We start from the raw sequence: 23,374 nt of genomic DNA, 5'->3' as shown, positions 1-23,374 counted from the left end.
ATGAAATACCAATGGATACTGTTCGATGCGGATGAAACTCTATTTCACTTTGATGCTTATCAAGGGTTAAAGCTCATGTTTTCCCGCTTTAATGTAGATTTCTCTGCACAAGATTTCGACCATTATCAGTTGGTTAATAAACCTCTCTGGGTTGATTATCAAGACGGAAAAATATCCGCGGCCGAATTACAAAGTACCCGTTTTGAAATGTGGGCCGAGAAGCTCGGCGTGACAGCGAACCGCCTGAACAGTGAGTTTTTAATTGCCATGGCGGATATCTGTGCATTGTTACCTGGCGCGCGCGAGTTAGTCGATGCTTTGAGTGGCAAAGTAAATATGGGCATCATTACTAATGGTTTCACCGAATTGCAGACCATCCGATTGGAACGCACCGGGTTAAAAAATGTCTTTTCTCCGCTGATTATTTCGGAGCAAGTGGGTGCGGCTAAGCCCGATGTTGCGATATTTGAGCATGCTTTCAATTTAATGAATAACCCGGCGAAAGAAGATATTTTGATGGTGGGAGATAACCTCCATTCGGATATTCAAGGTGGTATCAATGCAGGTATTGATACTTGCTGGCTTAATATTCATGGCGCTGTGGCGGATGAAAATATTGCGCCGCGTTATCAAGTCAGTTCACTGGCTGAGTTACAGAAATTACTGCTGGCGTAATTGAGTTATATTCCATGAAATAAGGGCTGTTAACGATATCGTCTCGATAACAGCCCCTTGTATTTTCGTCATACATTATTCAACTCATCGGATAATAAGTATTAATCTATTGACACGTATTGCTCTTTACCGACACTGCCATTTAATCGCAACAGTGTCGATGAAAGAGGGTGACCTGTTATCGTTGATTGGCGACTAAGTCTTCAACCTGATCAAAAATCGGCATTTCAGAGTCAAAGCGGCAAACCTGAAGCACATCTTCGAGTTTTTCCAGTTGGCTTATCATTTGTTGTAAGCGCTGATCATCTAAGACCTGCAACCAGATACGGCTCTCTTCTCCGCCGGCCAGTGGCATACATAATATTCCATCGACGTTAAATGCGCGGCGGGCAAATAACCCACAAATATGGGACATGACTCCAGGATGGTTGCGTACGGTGAGCAGTAACGTGACGCGCGCAGAAATGACTTGCTGCGGGGTTATTGGTTGAGCTGTCATATTATTCACCTCCAATCATATCAATATTTGCCGCGCCCGGAGGCACCATTGGGTACACTTTTTCATCCACATCAATCAGTGCGTGAATCAGTACCGGGCCAGGGCGGTTTAAAGCCTCATGTAAAGCAGCATAAGGATCGCTGGCAGTATTAAGGTCACAGGTCGAGAAGCCAAACCCTTCAGCAATATGAATAAAATTAGTGCGATAAGGGTAATCCGCGGCAAAAATTCGTTTGCCGAAGAACAAATCTTGCTGTTGATGGACTAAACCTAATGACTGGTTGTTCATCAAAATAATCTTAACGTTCAGCTGTTGCTCTGCTGCTGTTGCCATTTCTTGAATGTTCATCATCAGGCTACCATCACCCGAAAAACACACCACTTTTGCTTGCGGCTTGGCCAGCGCGGCGCCAATCGCAGCGGGCAGCCCAAACCCCATAGTACCCAGCCCGCCGGAGGTTAACCACTGTCGAGGGCGATGCAGAGGGTATGCTTGCGCCACCCACATCTGATGCTGGCCAACATCTGTGGTAATGATAGTCTCGTCATCAAGCGCAACCGCGGCCGCACGAATCAACCCATAGTGGCACAATGGGTTACCGCTATTGGGTTGATTGAACGGAAATTCGCGCTGTATATCACTGACCATAGAACGCCATTCATCGCGTGTTTGCATGTCAATTAAGGGCAGCAAGTGGGTCAATACCTGCTTGATATCTGCATTCATTGCCAGATGTGGGCGGCGAATTTTGCCCAGTTCAGCTGGGTCAATATCAATATGAATGATACTGGCATCAGGGCAGAACTGTTCAGCTTTGCCGATAGCGCGATCATCAAATCGTGCACCTAACACAATCAATAAATCAGCTTGTTGCATGATGAGATTGGTTGAGCGCGCGGCGTGCATACCCAACATGCCCAAAGATAATGGGTGGTCAACTGGCATCGTGCCCAATGCCATTAATGTCATTGTGGTGGGTAAACCGGCATGTTCGGCCAACTGTATTGCCTGCTGATGAGCTTCAGAACTGACTATTCCGCCTCCCAGATAGAGTACCGGCCGCACAGCGCGGTTGATCATTTGAGCGACTTGTTCAATTGCCGCCAGATCAATTTGACCTGGTTCATCAGCAACACCCGGTTCTGGCAAGCTATCAAGCTCGATTTCCGCTGTCTGAACATCTTTAGGAATATCAATCCAGACCGGGCCAGGGCGGCCCGACTGGGCGATGCGAAATGCGGCGGGGATCACCCGTGTGAGTTCACTGATGTCGCGAACCAAATAATTATGTTTGGTAATAGGGATCGACATTCCATAGGTATCAACCTCTTGAAATGCATCGGTACCAATCATTGAAGATGAAACTTGCCCAGTAATACACACCAGTGGAATGGAATCGAGCTTAGCATCAGCGATTGCTGTGACCAGATTAGTTGCGCCCGGGCCACTGGATGCCAAACAAACCGCAGTTTGTCCAGTCGCTCGAGCCATGCCTTGAGCCATGAAACCCGCACCTTGTTCATGTCGCGCCAGCACATGGCGAATAATACGACTTTGCCCCAGAGCATCATACAGCGGTAGCGCGGCTCCGCCTGGAATACCCGCAACAGTGGTAATGCCTTGCTGTTCCAGCAAACGAACTATCAATTGGGCGCCTGTATAACGCATGGTTATATCCTTCATCAGGGCCGGTAGCTAACAGAGTGGGGCTAAAAAGAAACCCCGCTCGGCTGGCGCCGGCGGGGTTTGGGAATCTTTCTGGATTCGGTACCCGTTACGGCGCGCTGCCGACCACCACCACCACGCGCACGACCACGACTGCGTCAACATGCGCAGTATTGAGTAGGTCGATGCTTAGTAGAGCTAAGTTGGCAGCGGAATAGTTCACGGGGTATCTCATCAGTAAATGTAATAAGCCTTAAAAGATAAACACGATTGGTAACAAGGCACAAGAGCATGGGATGAAAAGAATGCAAAAATCTAAGATTGATCACAAATTGACGCCCACCAAGACTAAAAGGAGAATAATTTAATCAATTGAAAAAGAGAGAGTTACCCCTATTTTCATGGTAATTAACCTTGCGGGGGAGTGTTCAAAAAAGTCCGACGACCAGGTTGTCATGATTAATCAACCTCATTGAATGGAATCTTGTTGATGCGTTGTTTAAATATCAAACAGTAAGGTGGCAATTCTTAGCTTGTATGGAATAACTGGATAAGACGCAAAAGGGACTTATGTATAAATCATTATCTTTGGCTGTAATAGTAGTTTTAGCGGGCTGTGGCGCGAAAAATAACCCTCAAGAAAGAGTTGATATTGATAATTACACGGCTAATCGCATAACTGCCATTATAGAAACACAAGTAAAAACAACCGATAGCCACCAACCCGGAGAGATTATTAATAAAGTCTCTGCTAATTTTCTGGGAACGCCTTATAAGGCGAATATGCTTATTGGCTCACCGACAAAACCTGAAGAGTTAGTGATTGATTTCAGAGGGCTAGATTGTTTTACTTATCTTGATTATGTTAACTCGCTGCGTCAGTCTAAAGATACAGCAGATTTTATTCAGCAGCTTATTGCCACTCGCTATATTGATAGTGATATCAGCTATAAAAATCGAAAGCATTTCTTTACTGACTGGTCTCATCAGCAACCATTAAACGCACAAGATATTACTGCAAAAATAAGTTCACATGCTGTTACCGTGGTTAAATTTTTGAATCAAAAAAAGGATGGTGGTGAGTTTATTCCGACATTGGGCACGGTTAAACGCAATGTTGTTTATATTCCAGCTGAGTTTATTAATGACGCTGTTGTCAGTCAGTTAAAAACCGGTGATTACATTGGTATTTATACAAAAATCAATGGATTGGATGTGACGCATACGGGCATTTTTATCATGACACCTGATGGGCCAATGCTGCGTAATGCCTCTTCACTTAAAAGTAATATGAAAGTTGTTGATTCACCTTTTATTCAATATGTTAAAGATAAACCTGGGATCATCGTCCTTAGAGCACTATAAAGTATCATATGGATGAAAAGAGAAAATTGTATTAATTGATATATATTGACTGAAATTCAAATTACAAGGAGTTTAATATGTATATGATTGACTATAATAATTTTCGCGCTATCAAATCATTTAATTCCCGTGTGCGATTCTTAGTTTTGCACTACACCGCTGAGAATTTTGAAAACTCTATAAAATCCCTAACAGGTAATAACGTCAGTGTTCATTATTTAGTGCCCGACCTTAACGATGAAAGTTATAAAAAATCCGGGTTTAATGATATACGGATATTTAACTTGGTAGATGAAAATGCGCGAGCCTGGCATGCAGGGGTCAGTAGTTGGGCAGGGCGCACTAATCTCAATGACACCTCTATCGGCATTGAGATTGTCAATTTAGCCACTGAACATGGTGGCATTTTCAACTTCCCTCCGTATCCGGAAAACCAAATTGCCGCCGTAAAACAACTGGCGGCGAATATTTTACAACGCTACCCTGATATTTCGCCGGTAAATGTTGTTGCTCACTCTGATATTGCCCCCACTCGCAAAAGTGACCCAGGGCCAGAGTTTCCTTGGCAAGAATTGTATAATGACGGTATTGGTGCTTGGTATGATCCGGATACTAAGGAAAAATTCACTCAGCAATTTACCCAACACGGATTACCGGCTAAAACTGACTTACTAAATCACTTTAGTACTTATGGATACGATGTTTCTATTGCCAGCAATGATGATGGTTATCAACATCTGATACGCGCATTTCAATTGCACTTTAGGCCCAATAATTATCAAGGTAATATTGACATTGAAACAGCCGCCATTTTATATGCTTTAGTGGAAAAGTATTTTCCGGCGTCTTGATAATGAGTATTTAACGCATTAATGACGATGCCCCCTCCTGCTGATTATGGGAGGGGGTTATTATAGCGATGAGTTTTACTCGCTATGGGTTAATTAATGTTGGTTTTGTTTGACCAATATTAAGATAGCCGCCAACTGCTCACGATGATGATCACTGATTTCACTGCTGGCAGAGTAACCCTCATTGTGAATAATCATTTCACCTAAGCCGACCAACCAATCATAAATATAAAATGCAGTATTATTAGTCGGTGTGAGGGCCAATTTAGTTAGCCTTTGTGATGCACCCAATGGTGATGATGATTGAGGGGATTGAGCGAAAATCTTATAGCCTCTATTAATTCGGCTATCTGGCCGCAGGGCTTCATTAATGTGTAAAAAACCAAGCCAAGCGACGAAATCACCTAATACTGTCAGGGCACGAGACACTTGGCGGTCAGCCTTAGTATCACGATGTAAGCCAACTTGCTCATTATCAGCCAGTATTTTGACTAATTGTCCGGTGATATCTAATCGGATACTGGTAGTTATTAGCTCTGTAACCAGCAGCTCAATCGTCGGTTTGGTGATGCCCAATAACTCAATGAGTGGGGCATTATCTGGTAACTGCCTCAGGTGATTGATCCAGTAACGTTGCACATTTTTGGCATATTCTGTTTCATAATCGCCACTTGATGGTGTTGCTGCTGACGTTGGCAGTTCAGGCGATAAAGGTGGGTCGCTGAATAAATCGATATCAATGCCAATACTGAACGGCTCGTGATGACTGACGGTTGGGGTGACCAGCTCAACAGCACGGTTTTGTTGTCGCAAACGGTTTGGTTGTTGTAAATAGAGGGCGCGCAACTCATCACGCGAAGGCAATAACCGCTCCAATAACTCGCCGTGTAAGCCGGTTCGGGTTTGTAGTGTTTTAAGCAATGTTTCGGCGATACACTGCTTTTGTTGTAATTCGCTGGTTGCAGGTTGAGCCCAACCTACCAACAAATTCTCTGTCAGCTCTCGCTGGAGTTCATGGAGTTGCTCAGTAATACGTTTGGCTTTAATGTCACGACGAATTTCTTGTGCCAGATAAGTCACCATGCGCTCAATACCGCGGGTATCCAATGCCAGCATAGTGCCCCAGCTATCACCGGGGTTTCCGACATAACGTTGTACTGCTTCGTCATGGTTTTTCGCGCCAGCCGAGGAAATGCGTTGATCAAAAGGCGTTAGCGCCCAGATAAGCCCTGGGTTTCTACGCGAACGAACGTGTTTATTTTCGCCCTGAGACTGTTTAACCCAATAGTCCAGCGCCTTACCCACCACTTTTACTTCGGTACGGTTGTTCGCAGCAGTACAGACCAGTAACAGGTTTATTTGTTGTTTGTCTGTGTAGCGCTCAAGCAGATAGGTATTCTTAGCCTGTGATAGCGCAGCGGCTAGCGGATAAAGTGTGTGCTCAACATGAGTTGGGACATCGAATACGTCGCTATAATCGGGGAACTCCAATAAGTCGACGGATTCAAACACCTTATCTGAATTAAGTAAATGGTCGGCCGCCGACACGCGTAGCGGGATCTGTAATTCAACTGACAGTAACGTTAGCTCCGCGAGTGACACTGTCACGGGGTCTCTTGCAACAATATTCTTTGCTGCAATATTCTTTGCTACTGAGTCTTTCAGTGGCAAAACTTGAATTTGAGTGTCAGCTGGGGTGTTTAGGTAGTTGAGTGCGGCGACATTCATGATGCCGTTGGCAGGTAACAATGTATCGTCCACTAACACACTGAGTGGGGCTAATAATTGCGACGTGCCTCCCAAGTGCTGCAAGGTATAGGCAAAATGACGATAAGCATCCGTCAGCGGTGGTGACTCGGCCCACAGCAATGAGAATAAAATAGCCCGATCATCAATACTTAAATAAGGTGCCAATTCAATCGCGAAGGGCCAGAAATGCGTGTCTAGTGTCTTCTGGCGTAATGCGTCATGGCGAATCAAATAATCCCAAAGACTAATGACTTCATCACTGGTAATACCCGCGATGGCTAACGGTTGTCTACGCATCACCAATTGTTGTAGATGATCGCTAATATGTTGCTCATCCAGTGAATACATGCGCATTTCTTGCTGTTTATCCCGCAAAAACACACTTGCCACTATTTTGGCAATATCCATTTCATTGAGTAGCGAAAGCTGCACTGGATGGTTTTCATGATGACTTATTGATTGATGATTAGCTGAATCATTGACAGTTGAATGACTAATAACTGCTTGATGGCTAAAGCGGGTCACCAATCCACTAGACTGATATCCGGGTTTAATTTGTTGCCAAAAGTTGAGGGTCTTCCCCGCGAGGGTCGTTTCCAGTTGGCCATTTTCACCAGCAATCAATGCAGAAATTAGGTGCTGCTTCCCGGCGGAGGATTGCCCGAAAAAGCCAATGCTCATAGGGGTTAGCGCCATTTCAGACAGATGGCGAGCTTTGTTACGGTGGCGGCGCAGTTTAACCGCCAGTTGAGAGGCTTCTATGTCCAGACGGATGGCGTGTTGGCGCGTATTGTTAATCCAATCAATCGTCTGATCAATACCTTGAGTCACCTGCTTAAGCTGGCTATTGAGCTGCTGGTTGGTTAATGATTTCATTTTTTAAATACGCTCCCACTATCAATCCAATAATGGGTTGATGCTGAGCCATTGCTGGCGAGTGTGTTTAGCTTGAGACGCAGATGATGCAACGGGACACGGCTGCCATCTTGCAGTACGGCGTCAGCTATCTCAAAACGTTCTGGGCTACCCTTTTTATCAATAAATGGCTTATCACCTTTGGTGAGTTTCAATCTAACATGCAACACGCTGTCACCGGCGACTTTGCGGGCCAGTTCTTGATCCACAATTGACAAAGTATAGAGAGGGGATGGCGGCCAACGGTCATTATCAAGCTGGCGGAATCCAAGGCACAATGAGCCTCTCACCTGAAAACGAGTGTCGGATGGCAGAGCAAAATCAGCACTATCCAAGTCGATATCACGATAGTAAACATTTTCATCCGTCAGGGTATCGTTACTGCCCAGCATACCAAGGTAGCGGATGGTCGAATAAGGTTGGAAATCGCCTGCTTTAAAGTAAAAACCCGCCAGCCGTAAATCGAGCGCCAGCAAACACAGCATTGCACCCACCGCAGCAGTGGATTTCGGGTTATCAATTCGGCCCTGTTTGTTAAACGGATACCAATCGCTGGTATGGTATCCATCCAGCGAAAGAATACGATTATTCGGTAGCGGTTGTAGATGGCGGAATAAAGCTTGAATACCGGGGAAGCGCGAAGGGCGGCCAGTCAATAGCAGCACGTCGCAACAATAGAGCGACACCACCTCGGACAACGAACGTAGGTTTTGCGTAATGCTCATCCGGTTAGACAAAAACTCGCCATGCAATTTACTTAATTTCAATACCAGCGGCACATGCAAGATATCAAATTCCCCGGCATCGGCGGGCAATTCACGCTGAACTTCACTGTTAATGTATTCCAATACTTTCGATGTTGGGTTCTGGGATAATAACTCACCAAAGCTGGCGTCAATTTCTGCATTGGTATCCAGTGGATCAAAGCCTTCATAAGCTTCAAGAATTGCTCGCCCGACTGGCATAAATATTTGTAACGTAGCTTGTTGGCGCAATGCCGATTGCCCATCCATCCGGCCATCATTGCCAAACAATTTATCCATCAGGGCATCAGTATTGATAACCGCTGCTTTCTTAAGCCGAGCTTGAAGTGCCGGTAAAATATACAGTTGAATAACATCCAGCAAAATATCGTCGCCAGCGACTTTGAAACCTTCACGGAACAGCAGGCGTGGGCTGATTTTAACATTATTACCTATGCCATCGTCTAACCAGTATTGTGTGATGGCCAGATCGGTGGTGCCGCCACCAATATCAATTGAGGCGATGCGTAAGGTTTTTCCTGCAGTTTCTCCGGCTTCAAGTTGCTTGTCTGGCCGCGCCATACTGGCAAAAAAGGCCGCAGTCCGGCCACCGAAGTTAACCTGGGTTTCGTTATACAGATAAACCATCTGGCCACAGGTGGCTTCATCCCACTCCATCTGGACAGTCGGTACCGGGACTTGGCTTTTGGCGCGGTCTTGCTCGGAGACAAAGTTATCATCTGCCGGATGCCAACCCATTGATTTCCAGACCAGAGCAATAGCTTCATTCATCCGGCGGCGGAAAATTTCTCGCTCAGGTTTGGGCATGGCTGACGGCAACGTCAGAATAATGGCCCGTAACTGCCGTGGGGCGTTGGCATGGGTCATTTTCAAACGTTGGGCGGCGCTATTAATGTGCATCAACGCCTGTGTTAGCAATTCCGATAACATAAAAGTCATCAATGAACTGCGGCTATAATGTGGCGAGAATACCGGCAGCCGATCATCCATCGGCATGCTATACAGGGGCTGGCCGTCATCATTAACCAAATTAATCAGCGGCAATGCGGTCGCCAGCGGCTCATGTATTTGCGTGGATGATGCTTGTGTAGATGATATTTGTGCAATGGGGGTTTCATTAAATCGCCAACCTGGGGTATAGGTCTCTTCATCCCACAGGTAGCGGCGTGGGCTGGAAATACCGGTAGAACCCTCAGTGCCCAAGCGGTGTAGCGCCATGCGGCTGGCTTCGCTGCCAACACGGGTAATCGACGGCCAAATAAAGGCGTCATCACGGCCACTTTCTACTGAAAAGTTCTGCTTGCCGAATTTCGCTGGTGAAAATTCAACTCGGCTTTCAAACAATTCGTTATACAGATGGTGAGGCTCACTCAAATCACGGATTTGTAATTCATAGGTTTGTTTCAAACCATGACTTTCATCGCTACTTTCTTCCACTAAAATACCGCAGGTATGTGAATTGCCGACATCAAGAATAAGGTCGACGCTCACAGCGGGTTCTTGCAGGGTACTGGTATTGATTTTAATTTCTGGCACACCGACCTGACTACCCAGTAATTCCAATAAGTTAAGGTAGTGGGCTTGATATTCAAACTCGCGCAATGAGGCACTAATATGGCGAGCGGTACGTTCTTCCTGCTCAGAGGCTTGCTGAATAAAGACTTCCCGCAACCAACCATCAACCCAGGTTAAATCAAGGAATTCGGCTAATTCTTCATTATGGTAAGCCAGCGCAAAACTCAATCCTGTTTTAATATCGTTTTCGTTGGGTGCCAAATATTCGTTGGCGTGGCCTTCAGGGTAAACTTTGGTGTCAAAGGCCATGGTGATCCGTAATGTATTGCCATCCTGATCCGGGCTATCCAACACTAAAATTTGTACTCTGGCCCAATTATCCGGCCCACTGACGAAAGTGCGCGGCGGATTAAAGCGCATGAAAGGCAGGGGGAGCCAAATTTTATTCAGCAATTTCAATGATTGTTCTAGCGAGAAACTAAACTCGGGTTTAACAATTTCAGGGGCCGCGCCCGGTACCATCAGCGAATATTTGCCATTATGCTCATGATAATTCAGGCGCAGCAGCGGGCCATTAGCACTTTTACGCACAAATTTATTCGGCAGTTCGCTATTACATTCAGGTTTTAAGGCGAAGTCCAAAAACTGGATACCACTATTCTGAATCAGCGAAATTTTCTGTTTATAGTCAGTGATCGTTGCCAGCATAATATTATTTAGTCTCGCGCTTCATCGTCATTGGAAGTGTGGTATTGGCATCATAGCGGCCTTTGCAATCAGCAACGCCGGTAATGCCTTGCTTACAGACGATCTCAGGAATTTGATATTTTGAACCATCACTACACTGCGCCCTATAGCGGCTGTTGATCACCAGATTGCCCGATTTCATTAACCCGGCGGTAATATTAGCCTGGCAGGTGACATTATCACCGTGGGTAATTCTTACCGTGCCTTTGCCATTTTTAATCTGATATCTCAAGCTGGGCGCTTTACCGGTTTGGGCCGCTTTAATATCGGGGCTGACGCGCCAATTGCCATTAAGAAATGCCGTTGACCCCACTTTGACCGCCTCGAAAGGCAGTATCAGTGCGCGTTTGCTCTGCGCCGCAGTTAACTCTGGCACTTCCACAGACTCCGCTACCACCGGTTGAGAGGGAATAATGGTGGCATTATTCAGCGGGAGTTGCGGCTCAGGGGCGGGCTGGATGATCGTGATGGCAGGGGCACTGACCTCTGGTGCGCTCTTCTCCTCAGCCGTTATATCTGCAACAATTTTATCCTTAGACACCACTGGCGCTGCCGAAACGCTCTCTGGCATACCGCCACTAAATTGCACAATTAATGCAATGATTAAGGCCAGCACTGGCAATATCCAACTGAACCGCAACCAGCGGGGCAGTTTTTTCTCTGGTGTGGATAGCAATGTGGGTTCTACGGCTACAGCCGGCTGTATCACGGGAGCAATATCGGTTGGCGGGGGTAATTCGGCAGCGGCAACCGGTGGCGTTATCGGCGCAGAGGGCGCAGCACTTAGGGGGATAATAGTTGGCTCAATGGCTTCAGCTGTTTGCCGTAAGCAATCAAGAGGATCCGTCCGTGTTTTCTGACCCCGGCTGACAAAGCCCCAGAAGGTCAACACCGGCTTGCCCGCCACCAGATAAACATGATTCTGATCAGGGAATTGCATGGTTTTCGCTAGCAACACCCCTAATAATCGGTGGGCGGCTTTATCTGATTGTTGTGCATGCTGGCATAAATCATTGATGCTAGACAGACAGGCTGACAATTGCTTTATGGCGGATTTTCGCTCAGTGGTGCTGGCCGCAACCCATGAGGTGACTTTACCTTCAATAGGGGCATACCAATCAATGCGATCCCCTCGCTCATTGAGCTGAGGAATCGCCAGGCAATCAGCAATATGTTGCTGTTTTTTAAGGCGTAATGCCTCTCTAATCTGAAACGCAGAAGCATAAACGGGTTGTCCGTTTTCGCCCAACGCCAGAATATCGTCCAAACTACCACTGCGTAAAAATGATTTCGCCACGCAAAAGAGACCTTTTCAAAGCAGAAAATAAAGTGTTATCTGCGACAGTAACTATTTTAAGGTGGGTGAAGGGAATCAAACGCAGGAATAAGTGGCAAAATGGGTCGTTGTTTATAAGAAAAGCGCTGACCCGACAAGGTCGCGGCTCGCGATAATAAGTCCACCGTGGGCACCGCTTATAATCTCAATTAACCATTTTAATCCTCATATTTCTATTTCTGCCCAGCTTTATTGAGTAAGCTAAACACCGCCTTTACGCGTATTGAAAGGAGATACCTTGAATCAATCACAAGTTACAACTCATCTCTCGGCCATTGAGGCAATAGAGAGACTGGAGACGTTATACGAGGCGGCGCTGAGCGCATTGCGTGATGCTATCAGCGCATATATTCGTGATGGAGCTTTGCCAGATGTGGGTGACCGGGCGAAAGGCTTATTTTCGTATCCGCAACTCAGTGTCAGTTGGGATGGCCGATTCCGCTCACATCAGCGTACTCGGGCTTATGGGCGCTTCTCACGCACTGGCCAATACAGCACCACTATCACTCGGCCAGCCTTATTCAGGGAGTACCTGACTGAGCAACTCACATTACTGGAAGCTGAGTATGGTGCAGTATTCGAAGTGACAGCGTCACAACAAGAAATGCCTTATCCCTTTGTTATTGATGGCTCCGACCTTATTCTCGACCGCTCGATGACAGCAGGGCTAGCTCAGCACTTCCCAACCACGGATCTGGCTAAAATCGGCGATGCCATCACTGACGGTATTGATATTGCTGGCGCTGATTTCCCGTTATCGCATTTTGATGCGCTGCGCACTGACTTCTCCCTGGCGCGGCTCAAACACTACACCGGCACACCGGCAGAACATATTCAGCCCTATATTCTGTTTACCAATTACAGCCGCTATGTTGATGAGTTTGTCAGTTGGGCTTGTGAGCAAATCCTTGATCCCGCCAGCCCCTATAAAGCCTTATCCTGCGCCGGGGGGAGCTACATAACTGTGGAAAATGCCGATCCGGAGAAGACAACCTCCGATCTGGCGTGGAAAAAATATCAAATGCCCGCCTATCACTTAATCGCAGAAAGTGGGCATGGCATCACCTTGGTGAATATTGGCGTTGGCCCATCCAATGCCAAAACCATTTGCGACCATCTGGCAGTGATGCGGCCACACGCGTGGCTGATGATCGGGCATTGCGGCGGTTTACGTGAGAGTCAGGCGATTGGCGATTATGTCTTGGCGCATGCTTATTTGCGCGACGACCATGTGCTGGACGCGGTGTTGCCACCGGATATTCCAATTCCAAGCATCGCTGAGGTTCAACGGGCATTATATGACGCCACCAAAGCGGTGAGTGGCATGCCGGGCGTTGAAGTCAAACAACGGCTGCGTACCGGAACCGTGGTCACTTCCGACGATCGCAACTGGGAACTGCGTTTTTCTGCCTCTGCCTTGCGTTTTAATCTCAGTCGGGCGGTAGCCGTTGATATGGAAAGTGCCACGATCGCGGCACAAGGTTATCGGTTCAGAGTACCTTATGGCACATTATTGTGTGTCTCAGACAAACCTTTGCATGGCGAAATCAAACTGCCGGGGCAAGCGAATCATTTTTATGAGGGCGCTATTTCCGAACATTTGCAGATTGGTATTCGGGCAATAGATTTGCTGCGCGCGGAGGGCGACCAACTGCATTCACGCAAGTTGCGCACCTTTAACGAGCCGCCGTTCCGTTAATATCCCGTGCAATAGCGAGCAAGGTATTCGTTGATATTTTGCTCGCTATTCAATTGATTTAAATACAGAAATAGGTCAGTTTTTGCCTTTAATTCACGGCCACATTCAGTATATAAACGCAGTAATGTAACAACAAGGGGCGGGAACCCCGTCTACCTGCGAACTCCGGTACCAATACTGATACTGGATATGCCGCTCGAACCGCCACTCACACCAACATGGCCGGTATTGGCACAGGCCACCAGTAATAAGGTGAGCATCACGAGAGTTAATTTTTTCATTTGACGCCCTTGGTTAGATAAATATCAGCAACTTTGTCATTAACCTCAGCTTGTATCATATCATTCAGTATATAACTAAAGCGTATGGGAAACGGTGGTTTCATTTTGCTGACAGCGGAATAAGTCGTGTGGAAAATTATAAACAGCGTAAATGTATAGTCGTAACGGGCTGATTCAACCTGATTGGTGACAGTATCTGTTTAATAATCAGATCAATAGTTTCGCTCCCAATTAAGAGAATCGCTATGTACTTTACTCAAGCTATTGCCAGACTCCCTGCTGATACCTGTGGTAGCGGCCAGACAACCTCCCAATTGGGTGCGCCGGATGTTGCCGCCACCGGCCAACAATTTCTGGCTTATGTGGATACTTTGCTGCGACTTGGCCTGAAAGTGACCATCTTACCGGCGGCATCGGCTTTTCCAGATGCCCACTTTGTCGAAGATACCGCAGTCGTCATGCCGGAACTGGCGGTGATAACTCACCCCGGAGCGCCGAGTCGCCAGGGCGAAGTTGACACCATCGAGCCACTGTTTACCGACCGCCCGGTTTTTCGCATGAGTCCCCGCGGGCACCTCGATGGCGGTGATGTGTTATTGGTGGATAAACAGTTTTTTATCGGGCTGACATCCCGCACCGATGAAGCGGGCATTAGCGAATTTACTGCGGCAGTAGGGCGTTATGGCTATCGCGTGACCGCCATTGAAGTGAGTGCCGGGCTGCACCTGAAATCCATTGTTAACTATGTCGGTCGCAATACTTTATTGCTAACCGCAGATTATCAACATCATCCTGCCTTTGCCGATTTCAATACTATTGTGATTCCAGAAGCGGAGTCGTACGCCGGTAATACCTTATGGATCAATGATACGCTGATAACGCCGCGAGGTTATCCTGATACATTGGCGCAAATTGAAAAGCTGGGGATGCCCATTGTTCAACTTGATACCAGTGAATTTAAAAAAATGGATGGCGGCTTAACCTGCCTCTCGTTGCGTTTCTAACAGCTTGCTGTTGCTATGACTTACCGCTTCTATGGCTTACCTAAACGGGACTTTAATGATGAAAAAAACATTAGCTGCATTATTGACTGGTTTGATACTTTCCGCGCCCGTGGCGGCTCAAACAATAGAAACTATCAGTTTTGGTGTGGACGGCGGATATCCACCTTTTGATGTTCTGGCCCCCAGTGGCGAGATCACCGGTTTTGATATTGATATCGCGAATGCTTTGTGTGACAACCTGCATGCCAAGTGTGTTTTCGTCAAACAGCCCTTTGAAAGTATGATTGCGGCCCTGAATGCGCGCAAGTTTGATGCCATTATTGCATCGCTCAGTATTACCGATGAGCGCAAAAAAGAAGTCGATTTCACTGACCGCTATTACCGCAGTGCCGCGCAATTAGTCGCGCGCAAAGGCAGCCCATTATCACCGGATGTTGCCAGCCTCAAAGGAAAAACCGTCGGGGTTCAGACCGGGTCTATCCATGAAACTTACGCGAAAAAACATTGGGGCGGGCAAGGGGTCAAAATTGTCTCTTACGCCAATCAGGACAATGTCTATCTCGATCTGCTGTCAGGGCGCATCAACGCCTCGTTGCAAGATAATATTCAGGCCGCCAGTAGTTTTATCGACACCCCGCGCGGGCAAAAATTTGCTTTTGCTGGGCCAGTCATTCAAGACGAAACTATCTCTTCTGATGTCGGCATCGCCGTCGGTAAAGATAATCCGGCTTTGCGCGATGCCCTTAATGGGGCCATAAAGGCGATTCGTGCTGATGGCACCTATGATGCCATTCAGAAAAAGTATTTTAGTTTCGATATTTACGGCGAGTGATTTTTTGCCATAACTGTGACGAGCACCGGGCAATGGCACCCATGCCCGGTTGCCGTTGGTTAGCCTCGGGAGGTCAATAATGGTCACAGACTATTTGCCGTTACTGGCACAAGGGGCGGGGTTATCACTGTGCGTGATGCTGCTATCACTGGCTGTCGCACTCACACTCGGCCTGATCAATGCGGTTATCAAGCTGTTTGGCCCGCGCTGGTTACGTTGGATATCAACAGGTTACACCACCTTAGTGCGCGGCATTCCTGAACTGGTGATTATGCTGCTGCTATTTTTTGGTGGCGAAATGCTGGTGAATGGTTTTCTCGGCCTGTTGGGCTTGGGGCCGGTTCGCTTCAATACTTTTATTTCCGGTGTACTGGCCATAGGCATTGTCTTTGGTGCGTATTACACGGAAACCTTCCGTGGTGCTTTTCAAACAGTCGATCGTGGTCAGTTGGAAGCCGCAATGGCTTACGGCATGCGCCCCAGTCAGGTGTTCCGGCGCATTATGCTGCCGCAAATGCTCAGTTTTGCCATTCCCGGCATCAATAATAACTGGCTCGGTCTGATGAAAGCTTCGGCCTTGATATCCATTCTGGGATTGGAAGATATGGTGTGGCTGGCCGAGCAGGCAGGGCGCGCGACACAAAAACCTTTCCTGTTTTACTTCCTGGTGGCGATGATTTACATGGCCATTACTGCGTTGTCCAGTTGGGGCTTTAGTCTGTTGGCGCGGCGTTATGCGCTGTCGACTTCAACTGCGGCGAGGGCGCGCTGATGAATCTGCAAACCATATTGGAAGCAGTCCCGACATTTCTCTACAGCGACGGCTCTGATACCACGGGTCTGGCGATGACGGCCAAACTGTTTTTACTCTCGGTGTTTCCTGGCTTATTACTGGCGCTAGTGATGGCGGTCGGGCAAGCATTTGGCCCACGCCCGCTGGCTTGGCTTATCCGCAGTGTGACTTATTTCTTTCGTAGCACGCCGCTCTATCTGCAACTCATGCTTATCTACTATGGTCTGTCGCAGTTTGATATTGTGCAGTTGGGTTGGCAGGACGACCAACCTTTCTGGCTGCTATTTCGGGATGCCACTTTCTGCGCCACACTGGCCTTGGTGCTCAATACCAGTGCTTATGTCGCGGAATTATTGGCCGGCATGATGGTGACTTTTCCACGTCAGGAGTGGGTGGCTGGCGAAGCGTTCGGTATGAGTCAGTGGCAAATCATTCGCCGATTAGTGTTACCGGCGACATTACGCCGTGGTATTCCGGCGTTGAATAACGAAATGGTGTTCTTGCTGCATGCCACCTCTCTGGCCAGCACCGTCACCTTGCTCGATATCACTGGCGTGGCACGGGCTTTCTATGCCACCACTTATTCGCCATTTATTCCGTTTTTAATGGCGGCGGCGCTTTATTTGCTGTGTACCTTTATCTTGATTTTCTTGTTTTCGCGCGCGGAACGGCGCTGGCTAGCCTTTGCCCGCCATGATTGAGTCCGGCGGGCAAACCAGCTTTAAGCATTTTTAACCGTGTTAAGCGCGTTTGATAGCTTGTAACTCAGTGATGGTGACGATTTTATCGACGCGGAATTTTTTGCTGGTTAGCCAAGTGTCGGCCAATAGTCGGTAATGCTCCATGTTGCGGCACCCAATGCGCACCAAAAAATCAAAGCTACCGCCGACCAACCAGCAATCCAGCACTTCGGGCGTTTTACGCACTTCTTGCTCGAAAGCCGCCTGTGAGTGTCCGTGGTCGGCCAAGGCAATTTGTGCTTGGATAACAAAGGCATGCTCAGGTTCTGGCAGCTCAATAATCGCGCTGTAGCCACGGATAATACCGGCGCGCTCGAGCAGCCGAACCCGCTCCAGACAGGGGCGGGCGGTCAAATTGACCTGCTCGGATAGCTTCTGATAAGAGATACGGCCATCCTGGCTGAGGATTTCAAGGATTTTTTTGTCAATTCGGTCAAGCCGGGGTTTCTTTTCCACAGATAGGACGTCCAATGAAAATCAATAACCATAAGTTACCTGAACATGCCCTGAGTGGGCAGCGTCAATTAACCAGTTTTCATTTCGGCCAGCCGGGTGTGGGCGAGAAAATCTACTTACAGGCTGGCCTACATGCCGATGAACTGCCCGGAATGTTGGTATTACATTATCTTAAAAGATTACTGAGTCAGGCGGAACGGCGCGGAGAAATTCAGAGTGAAATAATTATTGTGCCAATCGCTAACCCGGTTGGTATGGCGCAAGTACTGCTAAACAGTGGAATAGGCCGCTTTGATTTGGTCAGTGGCCGCAATTTTAATCGTGATTTTCCCAATCTGGCTCAGTTAGTCCATCAGCAATTGGGCGCGGGCGTATTAAGCGAAAAAGAGAATTTGTGGCAACCAATTCGCCGTGCCATGGTAGCGGCATTGCAAGATTTACCGGCACGGAGTGAAGTGGATGCCTTGCGCCAACACTTGCTGATGCTGGCCTGCGATGCCGATCTGGTGCTGGACTTGCACTGCGACGACCATGCTATTTTGCATCTGTACGCAGATCCGGCTTGGCGAGAATCAGTGGGTATTCTCGCGCGTTTTTTGCATATCGACACTGTGTTACTTTCACAAGACAGCGGCGGCGGTTCTTTTGATGAGGCCTGCGGCTTGCCGTGGCACCGCTTGACGGCACATTATCCTGACCTGGCTCCAGCTTGTATGGCGGTGACTGTTGAATTGCGCGGACAGCAAGATGTCAGTCACTCGCTGGCCAGTGCTGATGCCGAACGTATTTATCAATATTTACAACATCGTGGTGCGATTGTCGGCGAACAGCCTGAAATTCCACAGCGTGAGGTGGTAATGCTGCCGTTTTCTGCGGGAGAGATAGTTAATGCCCCAGCCAGTGGTTTGCTGTTGTTATTGCGTCAGCCGGGTGAATGGGTGGCTAAGGATGAAGTGGTCGCTGAAATCATTGACCCAATAACGGATACAGTTAAAGCGGTGCGGGCCAAAGCGGGCGGGATTATCTATGCCAGCAGGCGCGCCCCCTTTGTGACGTTGGGCGCTGAAGTGATGAAAATTGCCGGAAAAACCCCCTACGCAGGCGGTGGGGGGTTAGCATCCTAAAGGTTAAAGACTTAACTCACGTAGCAGTGAAAATGCGTGTTGGGTCTGCTCTTCACTGACCACAAAAGCGCGTAACTGATGCTGGCTGTCTGTTGCGCGCGCAGTTATTCCTTGTGGCGTGAGATTTATTTCCCAGTTAAGGTCACGTCGGTGGGTTTCACCCGCGAAATATAACGGCAAATCTGGTGTTTTGACTTTAACCAGCATCGCTGGCAGCGTAAGGCAATGTGCGCCGCCTAATAGATTTTTCGCCAGAGTCATGGCACCCATCAATATGGGCTGCAAAAAAGGCATCACTTTCCCATCAATCTCAGCACAATCGCCAATAGCAAAGATATTAGGATCCGTGGTTTGCAACTGTTGGTTAACCTTGATACCACGTCCTATATCAAGCCCGGCCGCCGCCGCGACAGCGGTTTCCGGCTGTAATCCCATTGCCGCAATAACAGCATCAACACTATAGCTATGGCCGGAATGGAGTACGACGCGTAATCCATCCGCCACTTTTTCAATGCTGTTCAGCTGATTATTAAAGGCGAGGGTAATGCCCATCTGACTGAAGCTATGCTGCAAGCGGCTGCTAATTTCCACTGGCAAGACCGAGGCCAGCAAACTGTGGGCTTTATCCACCAAAATGACGCGTTTACCCGCGCGGTGTAAGTCCATCGCCAGCTCCGCGCCGATTAAACCGCCGCCTAATACCAAGATACGGCGGGCTTTTTGGAGTAACTCTTGATGCAATCGGTACTCATTTTGGCTGTTAAATGTGCATATCAACTCATTACCCGCGATTGGTGGCAGCATTGCCGTAGCCCCGGTTGCCAATACCAGCTTGTGATATTGAAATACCTGATGGCCACATAAAATTTGCTTTTCCTGTCGCTGAATGGCAGTGACTCGAGTCTCGGTGTGCAAGGTCAGGTTATTCTCTTGCGCAAATTGTTCAGCGGACATGCGAGTCAGGTCGTCAGCACTTTGCTGATGACTAAAGACATGACTCAAATCCGGTTTGTTATAATCAACGCCACTATCAGCGGCGATCATATTGATTGCTATCTGTGAGTCGAGTTTGCGGATGTTTTTTACCACCTGGCGAGCAGCAAACCCTGAACCGACAATCACAATATTCTCTACCATGGCCGCCTCCTTTAGAGTGGATCAAAAACAGATTTGCCCAACCCACATTCTGGGCAGAGGAAGAAATCCGGCACATCATCCCAGCAGGTTCCCGGTTTAACATCTTGAAGCGGCTCACCCAGTGCGGGGTCATATATCCACTGGCACACACTGCATTGCATTGAAATACCCAGATCCAGAGGTGCAACAGATGTACTTTCTGTATTAATGGAACGACTTCCCGTATTAATGGATGGAGTTTCGACATCAAGCAATGTGCTGTTATTCAACGGATGTAAGGCCCATTCGCGGGCAATCTTGCGCCCATGTTCGCGGCATTCGTCCAACCCATCATTGTCCGGTCGCCATTTCATTTTTAGTGAGAGCGAAATATCAAATCCGGCATCCATCAGGCGAGTTTGAATCCGGTCAACCGCGCCGCCCGTCCAACCAAAACTGCCAAAAGCCGCCGCTTTTTTATTACGGAATCGCAGTCCGGCCAGTTCTTCAAGCATGCCGGCAATTTTGGGCATCATCACATTGTTCATGGTTGAGGAGCCGACTAACACACCTTTAGAGCGGAATACCTGTGTCAGTATTTCATTCTTATCATGGCGAGCAATATTGTAGATTTTCACAGCAACAGCGGGGTCGGTTTCATGAATCCCCTGAGCAATAGCGTCGGCCATCATCCGGGTATTGTTTGACATGGTGTCATAGAAAATGGTGATACGGTCTTCTTGATAATCAGCTGCCCACTCCAGGTATTTGGCGACAATTTGGGTGGGATTATCCCGCCACACCACACCATGAGAGGTGGCAATCATGGATACCGGCAGGTTGAAGCCAAGGATTTCATTGATCTTGGGTGTGACTAACCGGCTGAAAGGCGTCAAAATATTGGCATAATAGCGGGCGCATTGCTCATACAGTTCAATTTGGTCCACTTCATCATTGAACAAATGCTCGTCACAATAGTGCTGGCCAAAAGCATCATTACTAAACAGCACTGCATCGCCAGTGATGTAAGTCATCATGCTGTCAGGCCAGTGCAACATAGGTGTTTCAACAAAAATCAGTTGTTTACCATTACCGATATCCAGTGTGTCACCCGTTTTGACCGTGATGAAATTCCATTCAGGATGATGATGATGCCCATTAATAGAATCGATAGCATTTGTGGTGCAATAAATCGGAATGTGGGGGATACGCGCCATTAACTCGGTTAATGCACCGGCGTGGTCTTCTTCTGCATGGTTAATAATAATGTAATCAAGCGCATGCAGATCGATTTCCCGCTCTAAGTTAGCCACAAAATCGCGGCCAAATTTCTGGTCGACGGTATCAATCAGCACGTTTTTTCCTTCGCGGATCAAATAGCTGTTGTAGCTCGTGCCTTTAAGGGTTTTATATTCGGTACCATGAAAATCACGCACTTCCCAATCACGCTGCCCAACCCATTTAATATTATTTTTAACCTGAATGGCCATGAACCGTTCCTTACTAAAGTGAATGAAGAACCTCACTATAAATAGCAAAGAGCGTGCCAGTGTTTATCCAATTGATTTTATTGATTTAAAATTTAACGTTTGTCATTTGGACACTATCGGATTATTGTCATAAAGACTAATACAGTGTCGGAATGACAATACATGAGTTTATCCATTCAATCGCTCGCTCAAATAGCCATTGAGCTACAAAGCGGTTTATCTGGGCAGGATCGTTTTCAAAAATTAATCAGCAGCTTAAGGCAATTATTACAATGTGATGCTTCGGCGCTGTTGCGTTATGAACATCAATTGTTTCGCCCACTAGCGATTGATGGCCTATCACCCGATGTGTTGGGAAGACGTTTTTCGCTGTCATCTCATCCTCGGCTAGAAGCTATTGCTCGCGCCGGTAATGTGGTGCGTTTCCCCACGGACAGCCACCTTCCTGACCCTTACGACGGCTTGATCCCTGGCCATGATGAACTTAAAGTTCATGCCTGCATTGGTTTACCTTTATTTGCTGATCAAGAACTTATCGGTGCGTTGACTTTCGATAGTATGAATCCTGCTCAATTTGACAGATTTAGTGATGAAGAGCTGAAACTGATTGGAGTATTGGCCTCCTCAGCACTGAATAATGCGCTGTTAGTGGATGTTTTAGAAAAACAAGCTGTGCCCACAGTCAGCTCTTTAAATATCCACAAGCAGATAGTTCAACATTCAGAAGATGAGATGATTGGCCTTTCGCCGTTGATACTGCAACTTAAGCATGAAATCGAAGTCGTTGCCGGATCAGAATTGAATGTGTTGATCACCGGCGAAACCGGGGTAGGGAAAGAACTGGTTGCCAAGGCAATTCACCATTTATCCCCCAGAGCGACCAACGCGCTTATCTATTTAAACTGCGCGGCATTACCGGAAAATGTGGCCGAGAGTGAATTGTTTGGTCATGTTAAGGGCGCTTTTACCGGTGCGATACATGACAGAACCGGCAAATTTGAAATTGCTGATAATGGAACCCTTTTTCTGGACGAAATTGGCGAACTTTCTTTGGTGCTTCAGGCCAAATTGCTGCGTGTTATCCAATATGGTGACTTACAAAGAGTGGGTGATGACAGCACCAAGCGGGTCAATGTGCGTATTATTGCAGCCACTAACTGTGACCTGAAACAAGCTGTCATCGAAGGGCGTTTTCGCGTTGATTTGTTCCACCGCCTCAGTGTATTCCCGTTACATGTTCCGCCACTGAGAGAAAGAAAAGGGGATATCATTCTACTGGCGGGATTTTTTGTTGAGCGAATAAGAAAGAAGTTAGCCATCAAGCAATTAGGTATTCCGCCAGCGACATTGGCTATGCTTGAAAATTACCGTTGGCCGGGGAATGTCCGTGAGCTGGAACATGCTATTTACCGCGCGGCGGTATTAGCTCGCGCCTCACAACATCCGGCAGAGTCATACTTTTTATATCCTGACTTATTTAATATTGTCGCGTCAGCAGCGCCGAGTATTTCACACGAGATATTTAGCGATGATAAAAATATAGCCCCGCAAAATTTACAATCTGCCACCCGTGATTTTCAGCGGCAATTAATAACTAAGGTGCTAAAAGAAAAGGGGATGAATTGGTCGGCTTGTGCTCGCGCTCTTGAGCTTGATACCGGCAACCTGCACCGTCTTGCCAAGCGGCTGGGCATCAAACGTTCTGGCTAAATAACCGCCCTAAAACCCGGTGAGAATAGGGCGTTAGGGCGATGTTA

Annotated in this window: 20 protein-coding genes; 10 read left to right on the top strand and 10 right to left on the bottom strand. The window is 47.5% G+C overall.

Annotation, left to right across the window (positions count from 1 at the left end; all coding sequences use genetic code 11):
* Nucleotides 1-675, top strand: coding sequence for a pyrimidine 5'-nucleotidase (gene yjjG, locus OP863_RS10195; RefSeq protein ID WP_050114641.1), 675 nt, complete (start codon nt 1-3; stop codon nt 673-675).
* Between the two features lie 178 nt (nt 676-853).
* On the opposite strand, the gene ilvN is transcribed toward yjjG, so the two are convergent.
* The 3 genes from ilvN to ivbL all read right to left on the bottom strand — a co-directional run bounded on the left by ilvN (nt 854) and on the right by ivbL (nt 3,075).
* Complete coding sequence (ilvN, locus tag OP863_RS10190) at nt 854-1,174, bottom strand: acetolactate synthase small subunit (protein ID WP_050291700.1); 321 nt, start codon at nt 1,172-1,174, stop codon at nt 854-856.
* A 1-nt stretch (nt 1,175) separates the two neighbouring features.
* A complete protein-coding gene (ilvB, locus tag OP863_RS10185) occupies nt 1,176-2,843 on the bottom strand; it encodes an acetolactate synthase large subunit (RefSeq protein ID WP_186368267.1) in 1,668 nt (555 codons plus the stop codon).
* A 106-nt stretch (nt 2,844-2,949) separates the two neighbouring features.
* Nucleotides 2,950-3,075: an ilvB operon leader peptide IvbL gene (gene ivbL / locus OP863_RS10180; RefSeq protein ID WP_145588974.1), complete on the bottom strand. Its 126-nt coding sequence runs from the start codon at nt 3,073-3,075 to the stop codon at nt 2,950-2,952.
* Nucleotides 3,076-3,410: 335 nt separating this feature from the next.
* On the opposite strand from ivbL, the gene OP863_RS10175 reads away from it, so the two are divergent.
* Together OP863_RS10175 and OP863_RS10170 are read left to right on the top strand one after the other, a co-directional pair.
* Nucleotides 3,411-4,205, top strand: a complete 795-nt coding sequence (locus tag OP863_RS10175; RefSeq protein WP_145591289.1) for a DUF1460 domain-containing protein — start codon at nt 3,411-3,413, stop codon at nt 4,203-4,205.
* 77 nt (nt 4,206-4,282) lie between these two features.
* Nucleotides 4,283-5,056 (top strand): N-acetylmuramoyl-L-alanine amidase, encoded by a 774-nt coding sequence (locus OP863_RS10170; protein ID WP_038632827.1) that lies wholly within the window; start codon nt 4,283-4,285, stop codon nt 5,054-5,056.
* 93 nt (nt 5,057-5,149) lie between these two features.
* Here the strand turns inward: OP863_RS10170 and OP863_RS10165 are convergent, their stop codons facing one another.
* The 3 genes from OP863_RS10165 to OP863_RS10155 are packed head-to-tail and all read right to left on the bottom strand — an operon-like array spanning nt 5,150 to nt 12,043.
* Nucleotides 5,150-7,681: a putative virulence factor gene (locus tag OP863_RS10165; protein ID WP_265525221.1), complete on the bottom strand. Its 2,532-nt coding sequence runs from the start codon at nt 7,679-7,681 to the stop codon at nt 5,150-5,152.
* Entirely contained in the window at nt 7,678-10,707 is a 3,030-nt protein-coding gene (locus OP863_RS10160) for a virulence factor SrfB (protein WP_038632833.1), read from the bottom strand. The genes OP863_RS10165 and OP863_RS10160 overlap by 4 nt, the downstream gene beginning before the upstream one ends.
* A 4-nt stretch (nt 10,708-10,711) precedes the next feature.
* A complete protein-coding gene (locus OP863_RS10155; RefSeq protein ID WP_186368268.1) occupies nt 10,712-12,043 on the bottom strand; it encodes an SrfA family protein in 1,332 nt (443 codons plus the stop codon).
* 277 nt (nt 12,044-12,320) lie between these two features.
* Between OP863_RS10155 and OP863_RS10150 the strand changes: the two genes are divergently transcribed.
* Nucleotides 12,321-13,781 carry an AMP nucleosidase gene (locus OP863_RS10150; RefSeq protein ID WP_038632839.1) on the top strand — a complete coding sequence of 487 codons (1,461 nt, stop codon included), beginning with the start codon at nt 12,321-12,323 and terminating at the stop codon, nt 13,779-13,781.
* Nucleotides 13,782-13,933: 152 nt separating this feature from the next.
* On the opposite strand, the gene OP863_RS10145 is transcribed toward OP863_RS10150, so the two are convergent.
* Nucleotides 13,934-14,062: a hypothetical protein gene (locus OP863_RS10145; protein ID WP_259275165.1), complete on the bottom strand. Its 129-nt coding sequence runs from the start codon at nt 14,060-14,062 to the stop codon at nt 13,934-13,936.
* Nucleotides 14,063-14,307: 245 nt separating this feature from the next.
* Here OP863_RS10145 and OP863_RS10140 point away from each other — a divergent pair, with 245 nt between their 5' ends.
* The 4 genes from OP863_RS10140 to OP863_RS10125 all read left to right on the top strand — a co-directional run bounded on the left by OP863_RS10140 (nt 14,308) and on the right by OP863_RS10125 (nt 17,392).
* Nucleotides 14,308-15,066: a dimethylarginine dimethylaminohydrolase family protein gene (locus OP863_RS10140; RefSeq protein WP_038632842.1), complete on the top strand. Its 759-nt coding sequence runs from the start codon at nt 14,308-14,310 to the stop codon at nt 15,064-15,066.
* Nucleotides 15,067-15,124: 58 nt separating this feature from the next.
* On the top strand, nt 15,125-15,898 hold the full coding sequence (locus OP863_RS10135; RefSeq protein WP_038639507.1) for an ABC transporter substrate-binding protein: 774 nt from the start codon (nt 15,125-15,127) through the stop codon (nt 15,896-15,898).
* A gap of 79 nt (nt 15,899-15,977) precedes the next feature.
* Nucleotides 15,978-16,670 carry an ABC transporter permease gene (locus tag OP863_RS10130; RefSeq protein ID WP_145588979.1) on the top strand — a complete coding sequence of 231 codons (693 nt, stop codon included), beginning with the start codon at nt 15,978-15,980 and terminating at the stop codon, nt 16,668-16,670.
* On the top strand, nt 16,670-17,392 hold the full coding sequence (locus OP863_RS10125) for an ABC transporter permease (RefSeq protein WP_038632848.1): 723 nt from the start codon (nt 16,670-16,672) through the stop codon (nt 17,390-17,392). Before OP863_RS10130 ends, OP863_RS10125 begins: the two co-directional genes overlap by 1 nt.
* Nucleotides 17,393-17,431: 39 nt before the next feature.
* On the opposite strand, the gene OP863_RS10120 is transcribed toward OP863_RS10125, so the two are convergent.
* Nucleotides 17,432-17,887, bottom strand: a complete 456-nt coding sequence (locus OP863_RS10120) for an Lrp/AsnC family transcriptional regulator (protein WP_005165550.1) — start codon at nt 17,885-17,887, stop codon at nt 17,432-17,434.
* A 14-nt stretch (nt 17,888-17,901) separates the two neighbouring features.
* Between OP863_RS10120 and OP863_RS10115 the strand changes: the two genes are divergently transcribed.
* Nucleotides 17,902-19,011, top strand: coding sequence for a succinylglutamate desuccinylase/aspartoacylase family protein (locus OP863_RS10115; RefSeq protein ID WP_265526216.1), 1,110 nt, complete (start codon nt 17,902-17,904; stop codon nt 19,009-19,011).
* 3 nt (nt 19,012-19,014) lie between these two features.
* Here the strand turns inward: OP863_RS10115 and norW are convergent, their stop codons facing one another.
* Complete coding sequence (gene norW, locus OP863_RS10110) at nt 19,015-20,148, bottom strand: NADH:flavorubredoxin reductase NorW (protein ID WP_265526215.1); 1,134 nt, start codon at nt 20,146-20,148, stop codon at nt 19,015-19,017.
* Nucleotides 20,149-20,159: 11 nt separating this feature from the next.
* Nucleotides 20,160-21,617, bottom strand: a complete 1,458-nt coding sequence (gene norV, locus OP863_RS10105; protein ID WP_265526214.1) for an anaerobic nitric oxide reductase flavorubredoxin — start codon at nt 21,615-21,617, stop codon at nt 20,160-20,162.
* Nucleotides 21,618-21,779: 162 nt separating this feature from the next.
* Between norV and norR the strand changes: the two genes are divergently transcribed.
* The gene (gene norR / locus OP863_RS10100; RefSeq protein ID WP_038632861.1) at nt 21,780-23,327 is read left to right on the top strand and encodes a nitric oxide reductase transcriptional regulator NorR; all 1,548 of its coding nucleotides are present in this window, start codon (nt 21,780-21,782) and stop codon (nt 23,325-23,327) included.
* Nucleotides 23,328-23,374: the final 47 nt, after the last annotated feature.

The organism is Yersinia sp. SCPM-O-B-9106 (C-191), from assembly GCF_026183365.1.
GTDB lineage: Bacteria > Pseudomonadota > Gammaproteobacteria > Enterobacterales > Enterobacteriaceae > Yersinia > Yersinia rochesterensis.
Note: the sequence above shows the minus strand (reverse complement) of the source record. Positions and strands in the feature narration are given on the sequence as shown.